Source organism: Micromonospora sp. NBC_00617, from assembly GCF_045161355.1.
Taxonomy (GTDB): Bacteria; Actinomycetota; Actinomycetes; order Mycobacteriales; family Micromonosporaceae; genus Micromonospora.
This window is the reverse complement of the sequence record NZ_CP107751.1, coordinates 1,274,951-1,291,971: the sequence shown is the minus strand read 5'-3', so window position 1 is coordinate 1,291,971 and position 17,021 is coordinate 1,274,951. Positions and strand designations below refer to the sequence as shown.

The 17,021-nt window shown below is 73.7% G+C and carries 10 protein-coding genes; 1 reads left to right on the top strand and 9 read right to left on the bottom strand.

Going from position 1 to position 17,021, the window contains the following annotated elements; all coding sequences use genetic code 11:
• Positions 1–57: 57 nt before the first annotated feature.
• Positions 58–3,243: a penicillin acylase family protein gene (locus tag OG505_RS05835; protein ID WP_405431549.1), complete on the bottom strand. Its 3,186-nt coding sequence runs from the start codon at positions 3,241–3,243 to the stop codon at positions 58–60.
• A gap of 344 nt (positions 3,244–3,587) precedes the next feature.
• Here OG505_RS05835 and OG505_RS05830 point away from each other — a divergent pair, with 344 nt between their 5' ends.
• Complete coding sequence (locus OG505_RS05830; protein ID WP_405431548.1) at positions 3,588–4,853, top strand: prolyl oligopeptidase family serine peptidase; 1,266 nt, start codon at positions 3,588–3,590, stop codon at positions 4,851–4,853.
• Positions 4,854–4,867: 14 nt separating this feature from the next.
• Here OG505_RS05830 and OG505_RS05825 read toward each other — a convergent pair whose 3' ends face one another.
• The 8 genes from OG505_RS05825 to OG505_RS05790 all read right to left on the bottom strand — a co-directional run bounded on the left by OG505_RS05825 (position 4,868) and on the right by OG505_RS05790 (position 16,993).
• Positions 4,868–6,079 carry an FAD-dependent monooxygenase gene (locus tag OG505_RS05825; RefSeq protein ID WP_405431546.1) on the bottom strand — a complete coding sequence of 404 codons (1,212 nt, stop codon included), beginning with the start codon at positions 6,077–6,079 and terminating at the stop codon, positions 4,868–4,870.
• Positions 6,076–7,248, bottom strand: a complete 1,173-nt coding sequence (locus OG505_RS05820) for an FAD-dependent monooxygenase (RefSeq protein ID WP_405431545.1) — start codon at positions 7,246–7,248, stop codon at positions 6,076–6,078. Before OG505_RS05820 ends, OG505_RS05825 begins: the two co-directional genes overlap by 4 nt.
• Positions 7,245–8,162 (bottom strand): thiopeptide-type bacteriocin biosynthesis protein, encoded by a 918-nt coding sequence (locus OG505_RS05815; protein WP_405431543.1) that lies wholly within the window; start codon positions 8,160–8,162, stop codon positions 7,245–7,247. The genes OG505_RS05820 and OG505_RS05815 overlap by 4 nt, the downstream gene beginning before the upstream one ends.
• A 70-nt stretch (positions 8,163–8,232) precedes the next feature.
• Complete coding sequence (locus OG505_RS05810) at positions 8,233–9,735, bottom strand: hypothetical protein (RefSeq protein WP_405431542.1); 1,503 nt, start codon at positions 9,733–9,735, stop codon at positions 8,233–8,235.
• Complete coding sequence (locus OG505_RS05805) at positions 9,732–11,654, bottom strand: TOMM precursor leader peptide-binding protein (protein WP_405431540.1); 1,923 nt, start codon at positions 11,652–11,654, stop codon at positions 9,732–9,734. The genes OG505_RS05810 and OG505_RS05805 overlap by 4 nt, the downstream gene beginning before the upstream one ends.
• A complete protein-coding gene (locus tag OG505_RS05800; RefSeq protein ID WP_405431539.1) occupies positions 11,644–13,275 on the bottom strand; it encodes a hypothetical protein in 1,632 nt (543 codons plus the stop codon). The genes OG505_RS05805 and OG505_RS05800 overlap by 11 nt, the downstream gene beginning before the upstream one ends.
• Positions 13,272–15,854 (bottom strand): lantibiotic dehydratase, encoded by a 2,583-nt coding sequence (locus tag OG505_RS05795; protein ID WP_405431537.1) that lies wholly within the window; start codon positions 15,852–15,854, stop codon positions 13,272–13,274. Before OG505_RS05795 ends, OG505_RS05800 begins: the two co-directional genes overlap by 4 nt.
• Complete coding sequence (locus tag OG505_RS05790) at positions 15,851–16,993, bottom strand: hypothetical protein (protein ID WP_405431536.1); 1,143 nt, start codon at positions 16,991–16,993, stop codon at positions 15,851–15,853. The genes OG505_RS05795 and OG505_RS05790 overlap by 4 nt, the downstream gene beginning before the upstream one ends.
• Positions 16,994–17,021 lie beyond the last annotated feature (28 nt).

The following is a 17,021-nucleotide window of genomic DNA, read 5'->3' as shown; positions in this document are numbered from 1 at the left end:
GCACACACCCGGGAGGGGCCGGCCGAGTGCTACCCCGCCGGCCCCTCCCGGGTGAGATCACCGTCCGTACAGCTCGAATTCGTAGAGCGAGAAGCCGTACGAGGTGGCCCGCTTGACCCCGTACACCCGGACATAGCGGGCGGTGACCGGGGCGAAGGTGGCGTTGTCGACGCCACCGTTGCCGGTGGTGGTGGCGAACACCGGCGTCCAGGAGCTGCCGTCGCCGGAGACCTCGATCCGGTACGAGGTGGCGTACGCGGACTCCCACCGCAGCACCGCCCGGCTGACCGTGCGGGCCGCGCCGAGGTCGATTCGCAGCCACTGGTTGTCGTTGTAACTGCTGGCCCACCGGCTGCCGAGGCTGCCGTCGACCGCCTTGTCCGGGGTGTAGCTGGTCAGGAACTGGGTACTCGACGCGGCGGTCGGACGACCCTGCGCCAGGTTCGCGACGTCGTCGCCCCGACGTGCCGGGAACGAGACGACCTGCTGGTAGGTGGGGCGGTTCTGCCAGGCGATCAGGGGGTGGGTGATGCCGCCGAGCCCGGACTGGGCGATCGAGTCGGCGCACCACTGGTCGCCGGCTCCACAGGACTTGTCTCCGGGGTAGACCGTGGTGGCCGGCACCGCGGCGGCCTGGCCGAGCGTGTCGAGCAGGGCCTGGCGGCACCTGCCGAGGTTGCCGTTGCCGCAGTACCCGCGGCCCAGCCCACCGGCCACCGGCTCGCCAAGGACGGTGCGCAGGTCCTTGTCGACGTAGCCCCACCAGCCGTACTGGAACGACGAGCCCTTGTGCGCCTGCCCCTGCGACGCCCAGCTCGCCGTGCCGTCGCGAGCGCCGTTCTGGCCGCCCGACGGCGCCTCGTTCACCTCGATGGCGTCGACAAGCGCGGCGTAGAGGTCCGGACCGAGGCCGGGGCGGAACTGCGCCGAGGCCAACAGCGGCCACCAGGCGTCGAAGATCCGGATGGCGTCGGCGTGCTGGTAGACCTTGGAGCCGGGGGACGTCTCCACCCGGCGGACCCCGGCCTGCTGCCAGGCGCGCAGCTTGCCCACCGCGTCGGCCAGCGCCGGGTCCGTGACGGGCGTGCTGTCCAGCACCCGCAGCAGGTCGCCGAGAACCTGCTGGCCGCGCAGGTCGGTCACCGCCGCATCCGCCATGATCTTGACGACGTCGGCGCGGCCGAGCTTGCGCTGGGCGATCGCGGCACGCACCGGACCGTCGAGCAGCTGAGCCCGGTGTACGGAGCCGAAACTGAAGTTGCCGTCCGCGGCTCCGAAGTCCCGCGCCTGCTTGTTGTTCCAGCTCACGTAGTAGTCCTGGTTGACCGACTGCGGGTGGGCCGACGCCGGGGTGTAGGTGGCGTCGTTGGTGTCCGGGTTCCAGCCGGCCCACTCGTACGCCGGTTCGGCCTTGGCCGGCAGGTTCGGATCGGCGGTGGCCGGACGGACCGGGTTCGAGCCGGAGTTGAAGTACGCCGCCTCGGTCGAGTTGACGTAGAACCAGTTGAACGCGTACCCGACGCTGGCGGCGGACGCCTGGAACGCCGCCGCGCTGCCCATCGCCGACGGGTCGTTGTAGGCCTGGAAGCCGATCGCCGAGTCGGCCTCGTGTCGGTAGGTGGACCGCAGCTTGGTGAACGCGGTCGGCTGCCCGTCGACCAGCCCTCGGTACGCGACCAGCCCGTACCTGGTGCGCAGCGCGCGCAGCGTGTACGACCCGGCCGGGGTGGAGTCGGCGAGCGTCGGCGACCAGGAGTTGCGCTGCTCCAGCGCCTCCATGGCGAGGCACTGCCCGTGGTAGAGGTAGCGGTTGGTGCGCAGCGTCGGGGCGCTCCCGTCGATGGTGCACAGCGGCACCGCGTACGTGTCGGTGAGGTCCTGCGCGGCGGAGGTCGCGCTCCACGCGTAGTCCTGGCCCCGGCCGAGCAGCACGTAGAGGTTGAGCCCGGCGAACGCGGCGCCGCGCGCGCTGATTCCCGGCCCCTGCAGCTCCTGGAGCATCAGCAACTGCGGCGCGAAGTAGCCGGTCTGCGGCCCGAACACGGCGACCGGGTTGCCGGTGGTGGTGTGCCGCCCGGAGACCACTACCGCGTTGGACATGCCGTGCGCGCGCAGGTTGGACACGCCGCCGAGCAGCCCCTGGGTGGCGGTGCTGACGCCGGTGCGCGCGGCGGCCCCGCCGCTGGCGCCGTAGGCGAGGGGCTCGGCGACCACCGTGCCGGCGTCCGGGAGCACCGCGCTGGTCGCGCCCGGCGGCGTCGCCCCGTACGGGAAGCTCTGCCCGTCGTGCAGGGTGAGTACGGTCTCCGGGTCGTTCTGCGACCGGAACGCCGTCCACACCCGGTCCCCCTCGGTGGTGCCGTACTTGGCCCGGGCGGCCACCCGGACCAGCGCGGACTGGATCTCGCTGCCCCCTCCCCCGCCGAAGAGCCCGCCGACCACACCGGCGGTGGCGATCAGGTCGGTCATGGTGAAGTGCGTCGGCTTGCCGGCGCCCGCGAGCACGTACTCCCCGGGGTAGTTGTCGTCGGCGATCGACCTGTCGACGTAGGCGTTGATGCCGGCGATGTAGTCGCCCACGTCGGTGTAGAGCTGCTGACCCCGGGCGCCCTTGGTGCGCAGCGCGTCCACCTGGGCCTGGAGGTCCGCCTCGGAGTAGGGCGAGGTGGCCCAGATGCTCTGCTCCAGTTCCCGGTTGCCGGGAGCGCCGCCGGCGAACGAGGTGAGCGTGCCGCGACCGGCGTGGCGCAGCAGGTCCATCACCCAGAGCCGGTCCTGGGCCCCGGCGTACCCGGCGCCGAACATCGTGCCGGCGCGGGTGGTGCCGGTGACGTGCGGGACGCCGGTGGCCTTGTCCCGCACGATGGTGACGTCCGCGCGCGGCGAGACGGTGCTCTCCACCTGTGCGGCCGGGACGCCGAACGAGGCGTCGTTGTAGAAGTGGGCGATCTGCTCGTCGGTCAGCCCGGCGTAGTTGTAGACCAGGTTCGCGTACTCGTCGAGCTGGTCGCTGGAGTGCGCCGGGCGGGTGCCGAGCGCCTGGTGCGCCAGGATGGCGACCAGTGTGGCGTTGCCGTTCTGCCCGGGGGGCAGGATGTCGGCGCACTGGCCGAGGCAGTAGTCGTTGGCGGCGAACGTGCTGGCGGCGAACGCCGGTGCGGGCGGTGTCACCGTCAGGACGCTCGCGGTCAGGGCGGCGGCGGTGAACGCCGCGAGCCGGTTACGGAGAGCGGGACGAGGCATGGCGATCCTCCGGGGACGCGGAGTCGGGCCGTTCGGTACGCCCGGCTTCCGGTGCCGACGTCTCGCCCTCCGCGCCCGGGCGTTACACCAGGAGGTGAGAGTGACTCATGTCTATCTCCGGGCAATGATCGACGCAGGAGGCCCGTTCCGGATAGCCGTCGTTCACCACGCGCCAATGCCGACGTTTCACCGCCTTTCACTCCCGGCGCGCGGTCCCTCCCGCCCCAACTCCGACGACCTCGGGCTCCCTGATCACCCGCAGTGGCACCGGTTGCCAGCGGATCTCCACGGCGTTACGTTGAGATGTCATCGACGATCGTCTACACCTCAGGTACGGGGGCCGCATGTCCACGTCTGTCACTCGCCGCAGCGTCCTGGCAGGTGGCGCCGGCGCCGCCATCGGCCTGGCGCTGCCCGGCGCCGTCGCCCACGCCGGTGGCCGCCACAGCACCAGCGTGAGCTTCACCCTCGACGCGAGAACGCTCGACGGCGGTGAGCAGGTCACCTCGGTCACCCTCGACACCAGCCGGCTCGGCCCGATCGACCCCGCCGGCCTCACCCCCGGCACGTTCACCGTGCATGCCAAGGCCACCAGCCCGATCCCGATCGCTCCCGGCGATCTGATCTTCAGCGAGTACGACCTGGACCGCACGGTGACAGCGGCCCGGCTCGACCGGCACGGGAACATCGTGCTGGAGCTCAGCACCGCCGAAGGTCAACTCGGCGGTGGCACCCTCGGCTACATCGTGAGCAGGGGCCGCAACGTCCGGCTGGACCTCGTCTACACCATCACGCAGAACAACCCGCTCGTCCGGCGACACGGCCCGCCGGTCACCATCACGCGCTTCGTGCAGGGTCGACTGTCGAACCCCGAGGTGGACGCCTTCAGCCACCACGTCTCGGGCTCGGGGCTGAAGTACCGGTTGTACTCCCCCAAGCGATCGCCCCGCCACGGTCGGCAGCCACTGATCCTCTGGCTGCACGGCGGCGGCGAGGGCGCCTCACTGCCCGACGACTACTACGACAACGAGACCACGCTGCGCGCCAACCGCGGCGCGCTGGGCTTCGCGACACCGGAGGCTCAACGGATCTTCTCCGGCGCGTACGTCGTCGCTCCGCAGAGCACCTCCTACTGGATGGAGGACGGCCCCCGGTTCGCCCCGCTGATCCGCGAGATCGTCCAGGACCTCGTACGCCGCAAGCGGATCGACCCCGACCGGATCTACGTGGTCGGGTGCAGCAACGGCGGCTACATGTCCCTGGAGATGACAGTCGCCTATCCCGACCTGTTCGCCGCGTCGGTGCCGATCTGCGGGGTCGTCGAGCCGCTCAGCGGGGAGGGCCCGCCGCTGATCACCGACGCGGAGCTGTCGAGGATCCACACCCCGACCTGGCTGGTCGCCTCGCGCGACGACGACACCGTGCCACCCGAGACCAACACGATCCACGCCCACGACCTCATCGAAGGATCACTGATCACCCTGTACGACCACGTCGTCTGGAACGGCTACCAGTTCCCCGGGCACTGGTCCTGGATCTACGTGGCCCGCAACGACCCGAGCCGCGACGGCACCCACATCTGGCAGTGGATGGCCCGCCACCGTCGGTGATCCGTCGCACGAGGTCAGCGTCCGGGTCGCGGACACCCCACTCCGCTGCTTCCGCGGCAGCCAGCCAGGTCATCGAGGGTGGCCCCGGCCTGCTCGGCGTCGGGGTCGTGGCCGTAGAGCCATCGGAGGTGACTCAGGTCGACCTGCCGGGCAAGTTCCTCGTCGCGGGCGCGCTGCGCCGGCCCGTCGGGCAGGTGGAAGAGAGCGGCCCGGTGCCGGGCCTGCCGGTGCACCTCCGCCACCCGGGGGCGGCGCGCCCGCTCGTACCGGTCGAGGGCGGTGACCGGGTCCGCAGCGAGCAGGTCGGCGACGAGCAGGGCGTCCTCCAGCGCCTGGTTGGCGCCCTGCGACAGGTACGGCAGGGTCGGGTGCGCGGCGTCGCCGAGCAGCACCAGCCTGCGGCTGTGCCACGGCCCGGTGATGTCCCGGTCGTACAGGCCCCAGCGGCTGACCCCGCGGGCCGCGCCGATGACCCGGCGCACCTCGGGATGCCAGCCGCCCAGTGCGGCGGTCAACTCCTCGACGGCCACGTCACCGGTCTCGGCGCTCCGCGCGCAGACCGCGCTGACGTGCACCGTACGTCGGGCGGCGATCGGGTAGTACGTGACGTGGGCGTCGGGCCCGAACCAGAAGAGCACCCGGGGTACGCGGCCCAGCGCGGGCACCTCGTCCACCGGAAGCAGGCCGCGCCAGACGGCGTAGCCGGAGTAGCGCGGACTGTCGTCGACAAGCGCGGGACGCACCACGGAGTGCACACCGTCGGCCCCGATGACCAGGTCGGCGGTGTCACTGGTGCCGTCGGCGAGGTGCAGCGTGGCCTGCGTCTCGTCCTCGCTGACGCGCACGACGCGCCGGCCGAGCCCGAGGTCGGCGGCCGGCAGGAGCCCGACCAGGCCGCGCTGCAGGTCGGCACGGTGGATGAGCACGTACGGGGCGCCGAAGTCGGTCACGCACGCGTCGCCGTGTGGGACGGCGCTGAGGAGTCGGCCGTCATCCCAGCGTCGGATCTCGATCGATTCGGCGGCCACGCCGTGCTCGCGCAGCGTCGGGCCCACACCGAGGCGGTGCAGGATCCGCACCCCGTTCGGGGAGAGCTGGATGCCGGCGCCGACTGCGGCGAACCGGGCCGACTGCTCGTAGATGCGGTACTCGATTCCGTGGTGGCGCAGCAGCGCGGCGACTGCCAGTCCGGCCACCCCACCGCCCACGATCGCGATCCGTGTCATGCCGCCACCCCGCCCGGCTCGTACCCGTACAGCCAGGCACGGGCGTCCAGGTCGGCGGCCTGGCGCAGCGCCACGTCACGGGTGGCCTGGTCGGGGCCGTCGGCGAGGTGCATGTGCCGAGCCTGCGCGCGAGAGGCGCTCTGCACGGCGGTGGCCCGGGGCATGCGCTGGCGCTGGTAGCGCAGCAGCCGGTCGGGGGCGTCGGCGCGGGAGGCGCCGCTGAGGCAGGAGGCCAGCTCGACGGCGTCCTCGACTGCCTGATTGGCGCCCTGGGCCAGAAAGGGCAGCATCGGGTGGGCGGCGTCGCCGAGCAGTGTGACCCGCCCGACGGACCAGGCGGTCAACGGTTCCCGGTCCCACAGCGCCCAGTACCGGACCTCGCGGGCGGCTCGCGTGACGGCGGCGACCGGGGCGTGCCAGCCGTCGAAGGCGGCGACCAGTTCACCCGGATCCACTGTGGCCGACCACGATTCGACTGGCGGCTGGCGCAGGGGGGCGATGGCGGCGAAGGCGAGCGCCCGGCCGCCGCTCACCGGATAGCAGACGAAGTGCCGGCCCGGACCGAGCCACATCCGGGCCACCGGCGTACGGGCGCCCGCCGGCAGTCGGTCCATCGGCACCAGCCCACGGAACACGCCCAGGCCGGAGAAGACAGGCGTGTCCGGGACGAGCGCCGCGCGGACCGCCGACCGCAGCCCGTCCGCGCCGATCACCACGTCGGCCCGGTGGGTGCGGCCGTCGGCGAAGGTGAGCACCACCTCTTCGCCGTCACGGTCCACCCTGACCAGTGGTCGGCCCAGATGCAGTCGGGTGGGGTCCACCCGCGCGTGCAGTGCGTCGCGTAGGTCGGCACGGTGCATCCCCAGGTACGGCGCGCCGAAGCGCACCTCGCAGGCCGCGCCGAGTTCGGTGCGGGCCACCGGCCGGCCGGACCAGCCGTGGATCTGCGTCGCGGCGAGTCGGACGGCCCGGGCGTCGAGCGTGGGCCGCAGGCCGAGCCGGTGCAGGGGCCGGACCGCGTTCGGGGAGAGTTGGACGCCGGCGCCGACCTCGGTGAGCCGGTCGGCCCGCTCGAAGACGTCGTAGGCAGTGCCTGCCGCGTCGAGGGCCGCGGCCAGGGCCAGCCCGCCGATGCCGGCGCCGACGACCGCCACCCGCGGGCTGCTCATGACGGGTTTCCGTCCGGGTACGCCGCGGCGAGCCAGGCGTAGGTGCGCAACTCCTCGAAGAGGCTGCGGCCGAGCCGGTTGTGCAGCATGTGGACGTGGGAGAAGAGGATCTGGGCGGGCGGCGTGTCGCCGCTGGCGGTGATCTGCTCGGCCAGCTCCGCGATCGCGGTGTGCCAGCTGCGGAACGGGCCGTGCGCGTCCGGGTCGGGGACCGGGCCGGTGGGGTCGACGGCGCAGAGGGCGGCCAGCTGCTCGGGCGTGGTCCCGGAGTTGCCGGCCCACACCCGCCAGGCGTCCATGCTGCGGCGGTAGAACTCGGCCTGCCGTTCCCGGCCGCCGAGGGCGGCCGCAGCGGCGATGGTGCCGCGCAGTCCCAGGCCGGTGCGCAACCCCTCGGAGGGCCGACTGGGCAGCACGGCGACGACGAGTTCGCTGGACAGCTGGAACAGCCGCTCGGTGGCGGGCATCAGCGACCGACCGCCGTAGCGCAGGTGCTCCGGCTCGTAGACGGCCCGGTGCACACCCGGCGGCATCAGGTCGAGCACCTGCCGGTCGGCGCCGCGTTCGGTGGCGGCGAAGGTCACCGCGCCGGCCCGGTAGCCGGCCTCGTCGAGGGGCTCCTCGTCGTCGGCCAGCCGGCCCGCCTCGGCCAGCCGGTCGCGTAACGCCTCCTCCACCCGGTGGTACGCCGCGGAGTCCAGGTCGCCGACCCGGAATCGCAGGTGGGTGCCGGCCTGCCAGAAACGCATGAAGAACCAGGGCCGACCGTCGAGTTCGGCGGCCACGGGCCGGATCACCTCCTGGATCACCCGGTCCTGCACGGAGCGGGCGTCCGAGGCGAGGTGCAGGTGCCACGAACTCCACTCGGTGGGCCGGATCGCGGCGGGGTCGGGGCGGAGCACGGTCTGGGTCACGGCATCTCCTCTGTTCTCGATTGCGGGGTTCGCAGACCCGGGTCACTGCACGCGCTCACGGCACCTCTTCTCACAACCTGATGTCGAGCAGCCCGCCGCTTGCATGCCGCGGGGTGCCCACCACCGCGGCGAGCGCGATCATCTCGTCGCCGGCCAGGCCGAGCAGGTCCCGTGTCGCGTTCTCCACGAACGCCCGGACCGGCCGGGCGAACAGGTCGGCCGCGCTGGCCGCGAGGGAGAGGCCGTGCGCGGCCCAGCCGACTGCGTACTGGGTGGCCGTCCAGGCGGTCGGTCCGTAGGCGGCGTGCAGCTCCCGGGGGCGGACCGACAGGAACCACACCATTGAGGCGTGCCGGACGCCGCAGCCGTCGGTCGGGGTGAGCGGGTAGCCGTACGTCGCCTCCAACTTCGTGGTGATCTCCGGGTCGGCCCGCTGCAGGACGAGCTCGCCGTCCGGCCCGACCCGGTGCACGCCGTCGGCGTACCCGTCGATGTCGCGCAGGGCGACCGAGACGGTGATCCCGTCGCGGACGGCGGCCAGGGTGGGCCCGGGTGCCGGCACGGCCAGCCAGCGTGTGATGTCGTGCACGACAGCCGCCGGCAGCCGCCGACGGCGGGAGTCGAAGCCGGGCCGGCCCGCAGGCATCCGCCCCGAGTTACGACGCCAGCTCAGCTCCGCCCAGTCCGGCGCGGTGGGCGCGGCAGCCGCGCCCACAGGTACGCCGGAGCCGAGGCGGGCGGGTGGGTCGGTGAACGCCTGCTCCCGGTTCACCCCGGCCACCTCGGCGAGGACCGGATCGGGCGACTCGGCAGGCGGGTCGACGGGCGACTCGGCGGGCGTTGGTCCGGGCACCTGAGGGGGCGCACCCAACCCGACGGTGACCGGCAGCGACCACTCCCCGACGGGGTCGAGCCCCACCTCGGCGAGCACCGCGGTGGCCTCGGCGTCGGGCAGCCGCACCCACGCCGGCACCCCGAAGTGATGCAGGCCGATGGCGAGCGCACGCAGCGCGTAGCCGGTCTCGATGGCGACCAGCGAGCCACGGAACCAGCGGTAGCCACGCGGGATGCGGGTGTAGCGGCCGGTCAGCGCGATCTGCCGGGCCCGGGGCGAATGCCCGGGTACCGACAGGGTGGTCAGCGCGTGCCGGTCGGGATCCAACAGCGCCCAGTGCTCCCCGTCGTCGGCGAAGACCTGCACCGGGTACAGACAGCGCGGCGAGGCGTAGCCGCGGTGGGGGTTGTAGACGTTGTCCGGGTCGTACCACTGCGGTCCGTACGCGGCGACCAGGGCGTGCCCGATCGGGTCGGCCACCTCCCCCGCCACCTGCCCGTGCGGGTACGCGGTCCGCCCCAGCAGCTCCGCCGTTCCGTAGGGCAGTGGGCGGCGGGCGCCTCCCATGGCGGCAGCCGGGGTGGGCGGGTGGACGTGCGTCTCCATCGGAGGCACCGGCTCGGACAGCCAGGGCGGGATCACGGTCTCGTCCGCCCCGGCGGCGTACGCGTGCCAGAGCGACTCCCGGCCGATGGTGTGGTCGGTGTACGGGGCGGGAACCCGCAACCCGGCGCTCACGGGAACGGGTGGGGATCGTAGGGCAGCGGACGTCCGGCCTGGGCGGTGCCCGCGAGCGCGGCGGCGAGCCGGGGCTGGCCCAGCAGCCGCTGCTGGGCGTGGCCGAAGCACATCGGCAAGATGCCGGGTACGACCATCTTGACCACCGAGATGCCAACGTCGCGGTGCTCCCGGGTGCTCTGGTCGACAAGCACCATCCGGTCCATGCCGGCAGCCGCGTAGAGCTCCCGGACGTGGTCCAGGGCGCCCCGGACGTCACCGGCGGCGGCCCGGTCGAGCTGGCCGGGCCAGTCGCCGAACGCCTCGGCGATCGTGGTCTCCGGGCCACCCAGCACGGCTGTGGCACGGGCCAGCGTGGCCGGATGCATGTAGTAGCGGGGGTGATGGACCAGCTCCTCCATGTTCCACGGGTCGGCCAACATCGGCTCGATGTCCGAGGTGTCCGGGTCCTGCGGGTCGGTGACGAGCTGGGCGACCTCCCGTAGGGCGCCCCGGATGGCGGTGGCCGGGTTGGCGCCGGACCCTCCGGAGTGGAAGGTGGCCGGGAATCCGCCGGTCCGGTTGACGGCGAGGGTCCACACGATCGGCAGGGCCACGTCGTGGGTGGCGACGAGGATGTGGACGTCGAAGCCGCGGGCGTGGATGAGGTTGATCAATGCCTGACTGTCCGGGTCGGTGATCGTCGAGGTGGGGATGACCGGCAGCGGGGTGGCCCGGTGCCAGGCGATCAGGAAGGCGTCCCGCTCGGCGAGTTCGAGCAGCGAGTGCAGGGCCGCCTCCTCCAGGCAGGAGCCCGCCGCGCAGCCGCTGGAGGAGTCGTAGAAGTGCTTGCGGTTCTCCCGCGGGTTGGCCCGGCGCGCGGCGCGGGCGGCCCGACGGTTCAACTTGTACCGGTATTCGTACTGGTAGAAGCCGATCTCCGCGGGCACGAGCACCGGCTGCCCGGTGCCGAGGTCGTGGCCCCACACCCAGTCCATCGGGCTGTCCGGATGCACCGGGAGCACCCGGGCGGTGGGGTGGGCGAGCTGCTCGTCGGTGTGCCCGCCGAGGGTGGCCGGGTCGAGGGCGTGGTCGGCGACCTGGCGGTAGGTCAGCCCCTGGAGCACCGGCGCGTCGAACGGGAAACCGCCGAGGCGCTCGTAGAGCTCGATGAGACCTACCGGTTCGGCCTCCCGGAAGGTCATCGCCCGGCCGTGTCCCCACGCCGGCGCGTCCGGCATGATCGACATGCTCATGGCAAAGGGCGCGGCCGACTCCAGAATGATCTTCTGGACCGGGCCGAACCGCTCATTGACGACCCGGTCGCGCAGAGCCCCCGGAACGACCAGGCGGGCACCGTCCGCGGCCCGCGTGGGGTCGCCCGGTGCGGCCGGGTGACTGCGCAGGGCCAGCGGCTCCGGCCGCCAGTCCAGGTCCGGCTGGAAGCGCGGTGCGCAGGACGTGCAGTAGAAGTGCCGCGGGATCCGGTGCCGCCGCACCCCGGCCGGGCCGACCACAGCGAGCTCACCCGGGGCCAGCGGCACGTCCGCCAGGTTCCGGGCAGCCGCCGCCAGCAGATCCGGCAGCAGCGGGTCGCCGGTGCCCGTCCGCCAGCGGTTGAGGTCCAGGCGGGCCTGCAACGGGTGCTCCAGCACCGAACGCTCGCGGGACTCGGCGCAGACCGGGCAGCCGGCGTCGGTGCCCGGTACCCAGCGCGGGCCGATCTGCACCTCGTCGTCGTACACCCGCACCGACAGGTGCTCGCGGCCGTCGGCGGCGCTGCGGCGCCACTGCTCGGTCTGCCAGGTCAGGTGGAATCCGCGGTCGAGCGTCACTGTGGCGTGGACCGCGAGCAGGGGGGCCAGCGCGGCGAGCCACTCGTCGACGGCGTCGACGGCGAACCCCGGCCCGAGGTCGGGCCGGTCGGTGTCAGTGCCCATCGGTCTGCTCCTCGATGTCGCCGGTCACCTCGACCGGGCCGTACCAGAACGGAAGCTCACCCAGCACGGGATCGGCGTGCCGGGCGCGGCCGCGGAACCGGCGGCCGGTTGCCGCAGCCAGCGCGGTGACCTGCTTGCGCAGCGCGTCCACCACGCCGTCACCGGCGAGCAGCAGGGCGTCGGTGTGCAGGGCGGGTGCCGGCTCGCCGCCAGCCGCCCGGACCTGCTCGGCGATGACAGCCACCCCCACGGCGGCCCGGACGGCGGTGTCCGCGTCCGGCCCCCATGCCACGCCGAGCGTGTCACCGTCCGGTGTGCACACCCGGGCCAGCCGCCAGTCCAGGCCGGGGACCGCGCGCAGGTCGACGACGTGCGGTTGGGCGCCCAGGCTCTGCCGGATCCGGTGCGTCTCCGGGTCCAGGTCCGCCGGGTCCACCGTGTGGGCCGGCTCGGCTTCCGCGGCGAGCAGCCGCAGTGCGCCGTCGAGCAGCCACGTCTCCTCGGTCAGTCCGGCCGCGCCGCCGTCGGCCGCCCGCCGCATCCCCTCGATCGCCGCCGCGACGTACGCGGTCTGGAGGTCGGGTCCGCCGGCGAAGACCGAGCCGGTTCGGCCGTCGCGGTACGCCAGCTCGCGCTGTGACAGCGGTAGCTGGGGCAGCTCCGGTTCCCGGTCACCCCGGGTGTACGGACCGGTCCAGCGGGTGGTGAGGGCGGAGACGGCAGGGGTCAGGTCGTCGATCGTGGGCAGCGGAACGGGGTGGGCGTCGTCCAGCAGGTGCCAGCGCTCGTCGTCGGCCAGCGGCGTTCCCAGCACCACCCGATCGGCGGTGAGCACGTCGGAGTGCACGACGTGCGCGTCCCTGCGGGTGTCCTGACCTGCGATGAGCGTGAACAGCAGGTGCGCGGCGAGCGCACCGGCCAGCGCGTCGGCGACCGGACGGGCGGCTGGCGGCACGGCGTCGGCCACCGCCTGGCCCAGGACCCGGTCCCGCCACGCCGACCAGACGGCGGCGGTCGCGGTGTCGGTCACCACCGGCCCGGCCACAAGCACCCGGTCGTCCAGCAGCACGGGCAGCACCGGCGCCGCGGCCGGCTCGGGCGCCGCGCCGGCGACGAGGCAGCGGATCACCGCGTCGAATCCGGTCAGGTCGTCGGCCGCGTCCCGCGCCTCCACCGCACCGATCCCGGCCCGCAGCAGCCCCCGCACCGCCGGCCCGGTGACCTCGACCGGGCCCACCACCGCGACCCGCGCCGCCCGCACCGCCGTGAAGGCGGCGTACGGATCCGCGGAGACCGCCTCCAGGTACGCCAGCGGGCCGGCCCACCGCCGCCGCTCGGCCTCGTCCGGCTCGGCGACTGTGTGCGCCGCGAAATCCAGGAGCAGGTTGTGCCGCCGTAGCTGGTCGACCAGGTGGCGGACGACAGGCCGGGCCCGCTCGGTGCCCAGCGCGGTCACCATCTCGTCCTCGGTCGTGCCGACGTCCAGCAGCGGCACACAGGTGTCGGCGACCCGGAACAGCAGCGTTGAGCCCCGCAGGACGAGCTGATCGCGGCCCCCGGCGAGGTAGACGCCCTCGGGCGTCGGCGCGTAGTGCAGGTACGGTCGCGCGCGCAGTCTCATGACTTCTTCCCTCCGTACTGGAACAGGCCGCCGGGGCGCCTGCCGATCTCGACCACCCACTCGTGGGCGTGCGTGCCGTCGACCACCCCGGGAAGCGCCTCCTCCAGGTAGTCCACGGCCTTCCCGTCCGCCCGACGCTCGAGCATCCGCGGCAGCACCCGGGTGCCGAGGGCGGAGGTCAGGTCGACGTACTGCGGCTTCTGCTTCTGCCGGCGGGGCATGATGTCGGCCGGGCGCAGCGACCGGGGCGCCTCGTCGTCGAAGGCGGTCTTGACCACCACCTCCTCCGGTACGCCGTACCGGCCGCGCCAGCCGGTGAGGGCGAGCAGCCGCTCGGGGCCCTCCGGCGCGGCCAACGCCCCCTCCAGCTCGGCGCCGCCGTACCAGCGGCGGCGGCTCACCACCACATCGCCGACGGCGATCCGCGGCGCGATCCGGGTACGGGCCCGGTCCCACGGGTTGCCGCCGTGCCAGAGATCCAGCAGGTAGTTGTTGAGTCGGCCGCCGGTCGCCAGGCAGGACGCCACCGACAGTGGCGGTGGGAACAGCCCCGGGTGGCCGGTGCCCAGCGGCAGCACCCGCAGCCGCTGCCCGTGGGCATCGGTGACCGCGAGGGTGTCGGTGTCCGGATCGTGCGCCAGACGCAGGGCGTACCAGTCGTCCGGACCCAACCCGTCCGGCAGCACGCGGGGATGGGCATTGACGTTGAGTCGGTGCAGCCCCAGGTCCTCCACGACCCGCGCGCCGTCCCAGCCGAAGCGCTCGGTGAGCCGGTCGGCGAGGTACGGCAGCGCCCGCCCGCCGAGCCGCCGGTCGCCGTCGAGGAAGCGGGAGTAGAGCATGCCGTGCCCCGGCAGCCCGTCGTTGACGACAAGCCGGTCTCCCGCCCACTGCGTGAGCACCCCGTAGCTGAGCGGGTCACGCCGGAACTCCTCGGGCAGCTCGGCGACGAGCTCGTACGCCTGCTCGGCGGACCACCGCACCTCGGGCTCGCCCGCCTCTGCGGCCCGGGTGATCTCCGCCCGGGTCCAGGCCATGATCCGGCGGCGCAGCGCGTAGAGGCGCAGCAGCGGGTCGTTGCCGACCGGGCTGTCGTCGGTGAGCGTGGCGGCGTACTCCCCGGCGGCCACGGCCTGCGCGGACACCGCCTCGACGAGTTCGTCGGCGTGGTCGGCGAGCGGGACGCCGGCGCCGACGCCGAACCGCCCGACGAAGGCTCGGGTGGTCATCATGCGAACGTCGTGCAGCCAGTCGAAGACCGACAGCAGCTCCACCGCCGCGCCCAGGTCGCTCAGGTTGCCCCGCACCGGCTCGGTGTTCACCGTGGCCGGCGGGAGGAGGTAGTCCTCCTCCACCATCACCTGGGCCGGCCGCTGCGCCAGCCCGCTGACCCGGGCCAGGTCGGCGCGCAGGGTCGCCAGGTCAGCGCCCCGCTCCAGCACCGGTCCGTCGGCCAACCGGGACAACCCGGCACGCACGTCGGCGAGGGCGTCGGCGGCCGGGGTGTCCGGCCGGTCCAGCTGCTCGGCCAGGTCGGCGTCGCCGTCCTCGGCCTCGTTGAAGGTGCACAGGATGCCGCTGTCCAGTGCCCGCAGCACGATCTGCTCGGCGTCGGGCAGTGGGCAGCCGGCGTGCGTGGACACGTACGCGGCCACCGCCCGGGCCGGACGCGGGCCCATGGCGATCGCGTCCATCAGCAGCTTGATCGGGCCCCGTAGCGGCGCCGAGAGGCGCTGGTAGCCGCCCTCGGTGGGGCGCAGGAAGAACAGCGCGCCCTGCTCGGGCTCCACTGCGGAGGTGGGTGACAGCCCCACCCAGGCTCCGAGCCGTGCCGCGCCCACCGGGGGGTTCAGCCCGCCCAGCACATAGGCGATCATGACGCGGTCCAGACTGGGGAAGGAGTGCGCCCCGGTGAACGGCACGCCGCGCGGGTCGACCCCGTCGGCGCCCGGCACCGCGATGCCGACAGCTGTGAACCGGGCCAGCGGGCTGGTCCGGACCATGGCCCGGGTGACGTACTGGATCAGGCCGCGCTCGGACTTGCGGGCGCGGGCGGCCACAGGTTGGCCGGTGGCCACGACGGCCCGGTAGCGCTCGGCCTCCTCGTACACCTCGGGGGCGAGCAGAGCCAGCGAACGGCGCAGGTCCTCGTCGCCCAGCAGCCCGGCGAGCGTGCCCCGTTCCCGCTCGGCCGCCGCCGGGTGCTCGGCGATGAGTCGGGCCCGCAGCTCGTCGCGGCGGTGCCGGGCGGCGACCCAGGCGGCCACGGCGGGCAGATGCGTCAGGTCCGTGCGGGGCTCCCGGTCCCGGGAGATGGCGCGGCGGGCCTCCACCAGGCGCTTGCGTTCGGTCTCGTCGGAGCTGGCACCGATCAGCCGGTAGAGATCGTCGGCGCAGCGGGCGGCGCTGTCGGACAGCGCCCGGTCCACGTCGGTCAGGTCGGCCAGGAGCAACCGGAGCGTCGGGTCGGCGAGGCGGGCCCGGCGCAGCGGGTTGATCCGCAGCTGCCAGAGGGGCTCCGCCGGCGAGGTGGTGGTGCTCGGGGCGAGAGGCGCCGGGGCGGCGGGGGCGAGGGTCATGCCGCCCTCCCCGCGGCCGCGACGACCCGGACCCGGTCACGGGTGAGCCGGTCCTGCCAGCTCTCACCGAGCACCTCGTCGACCAGCTCGCTTATCGCGTAGCACATGTAGTAGCGCTGCATCGGCGACACGGTGAGCAGCGGAAGCTGCTGGTAGAAGAGGTTGATCAGCACGCGGTAGGCGGCGAACCACTGGGTGGTCCGGTCGTAGGCGCCCGACGCGGCGACCCTGCGGTGGAACTCCGTGTCCGGCTGGTCGCCGGTCGGCACCACGTCGGGGGCGCTGGGCGGGCCCATCGCGGCGGTGTCCACGCTGCCGGTGATCTCGTCCAGCAGGTCGAGGCTGAGCGTGCCGTCGGTGACGGCCGCGTCGAAGGTGCCGGCGCAGTAGGCGAACGCCGTCCGCCAGGCCGCCGCCGGGCCGCTGGGTGTGCCGGCGAGCCGCTGCTCGACCACCGGGCGCAGCACCGCAGCCTCCCGCGCCAGCCGCTGCGCGAAGACCGGGCGTACGTCCCGGGTGGGCCGCGCCCAGGCCAGGAACGCCTCGACGTGTGACCGGAACGAGTAGACGCCATGCGCCAGCCCCAGGAAGTAGGAGTCGGCGAGCGCCGCGAAGGCCTCGCCGAGGCGGACGGTGCCCTGCTCGGGCCGGCGCGCCAGCTCGTCCACAGTGTCCAGCAGCGGCGTGGTCAGGACGCTCTGCGCCACCTCCCAGCCGGGCAGGGCGCGCAGCGCCGGCTGCTGGGGTCCGGTGTCCTCCCGGCGGAGCAGCCGCACCGCGCCATGCTCGGCCATCGGCAGGTACGGCGGGGGCACCGCTTCCAACCGGCCGAACTCGCGCGCCTGGGTGAGGTAGTCCTCCTCGCTGAGGGCACGTGCCGGGTCCAGTGGACCGGCGTCCAGTTCCGCGGCGACTGTGGCCCAGTCGGCCGCGCCCCCGGCGCCGCCGTAGGCGACGACGTCGACGTGGGGACCGTGCCGCCAGCCCCGGCGGAGGTGGACGACGGCATTGCCGTCGCCGTGCAGCGCGCGGGCCACCGGCACCACGGATCGTGCCAACCAGGGAAGCGTCACGGGCCCCCTGGTATGGAGCCGCACACCGATCACGTCGGTGGCCGGCTCATACGCCTCGGTCGTCATGTCGACGCACCTTTCCGGAATTGTCTCG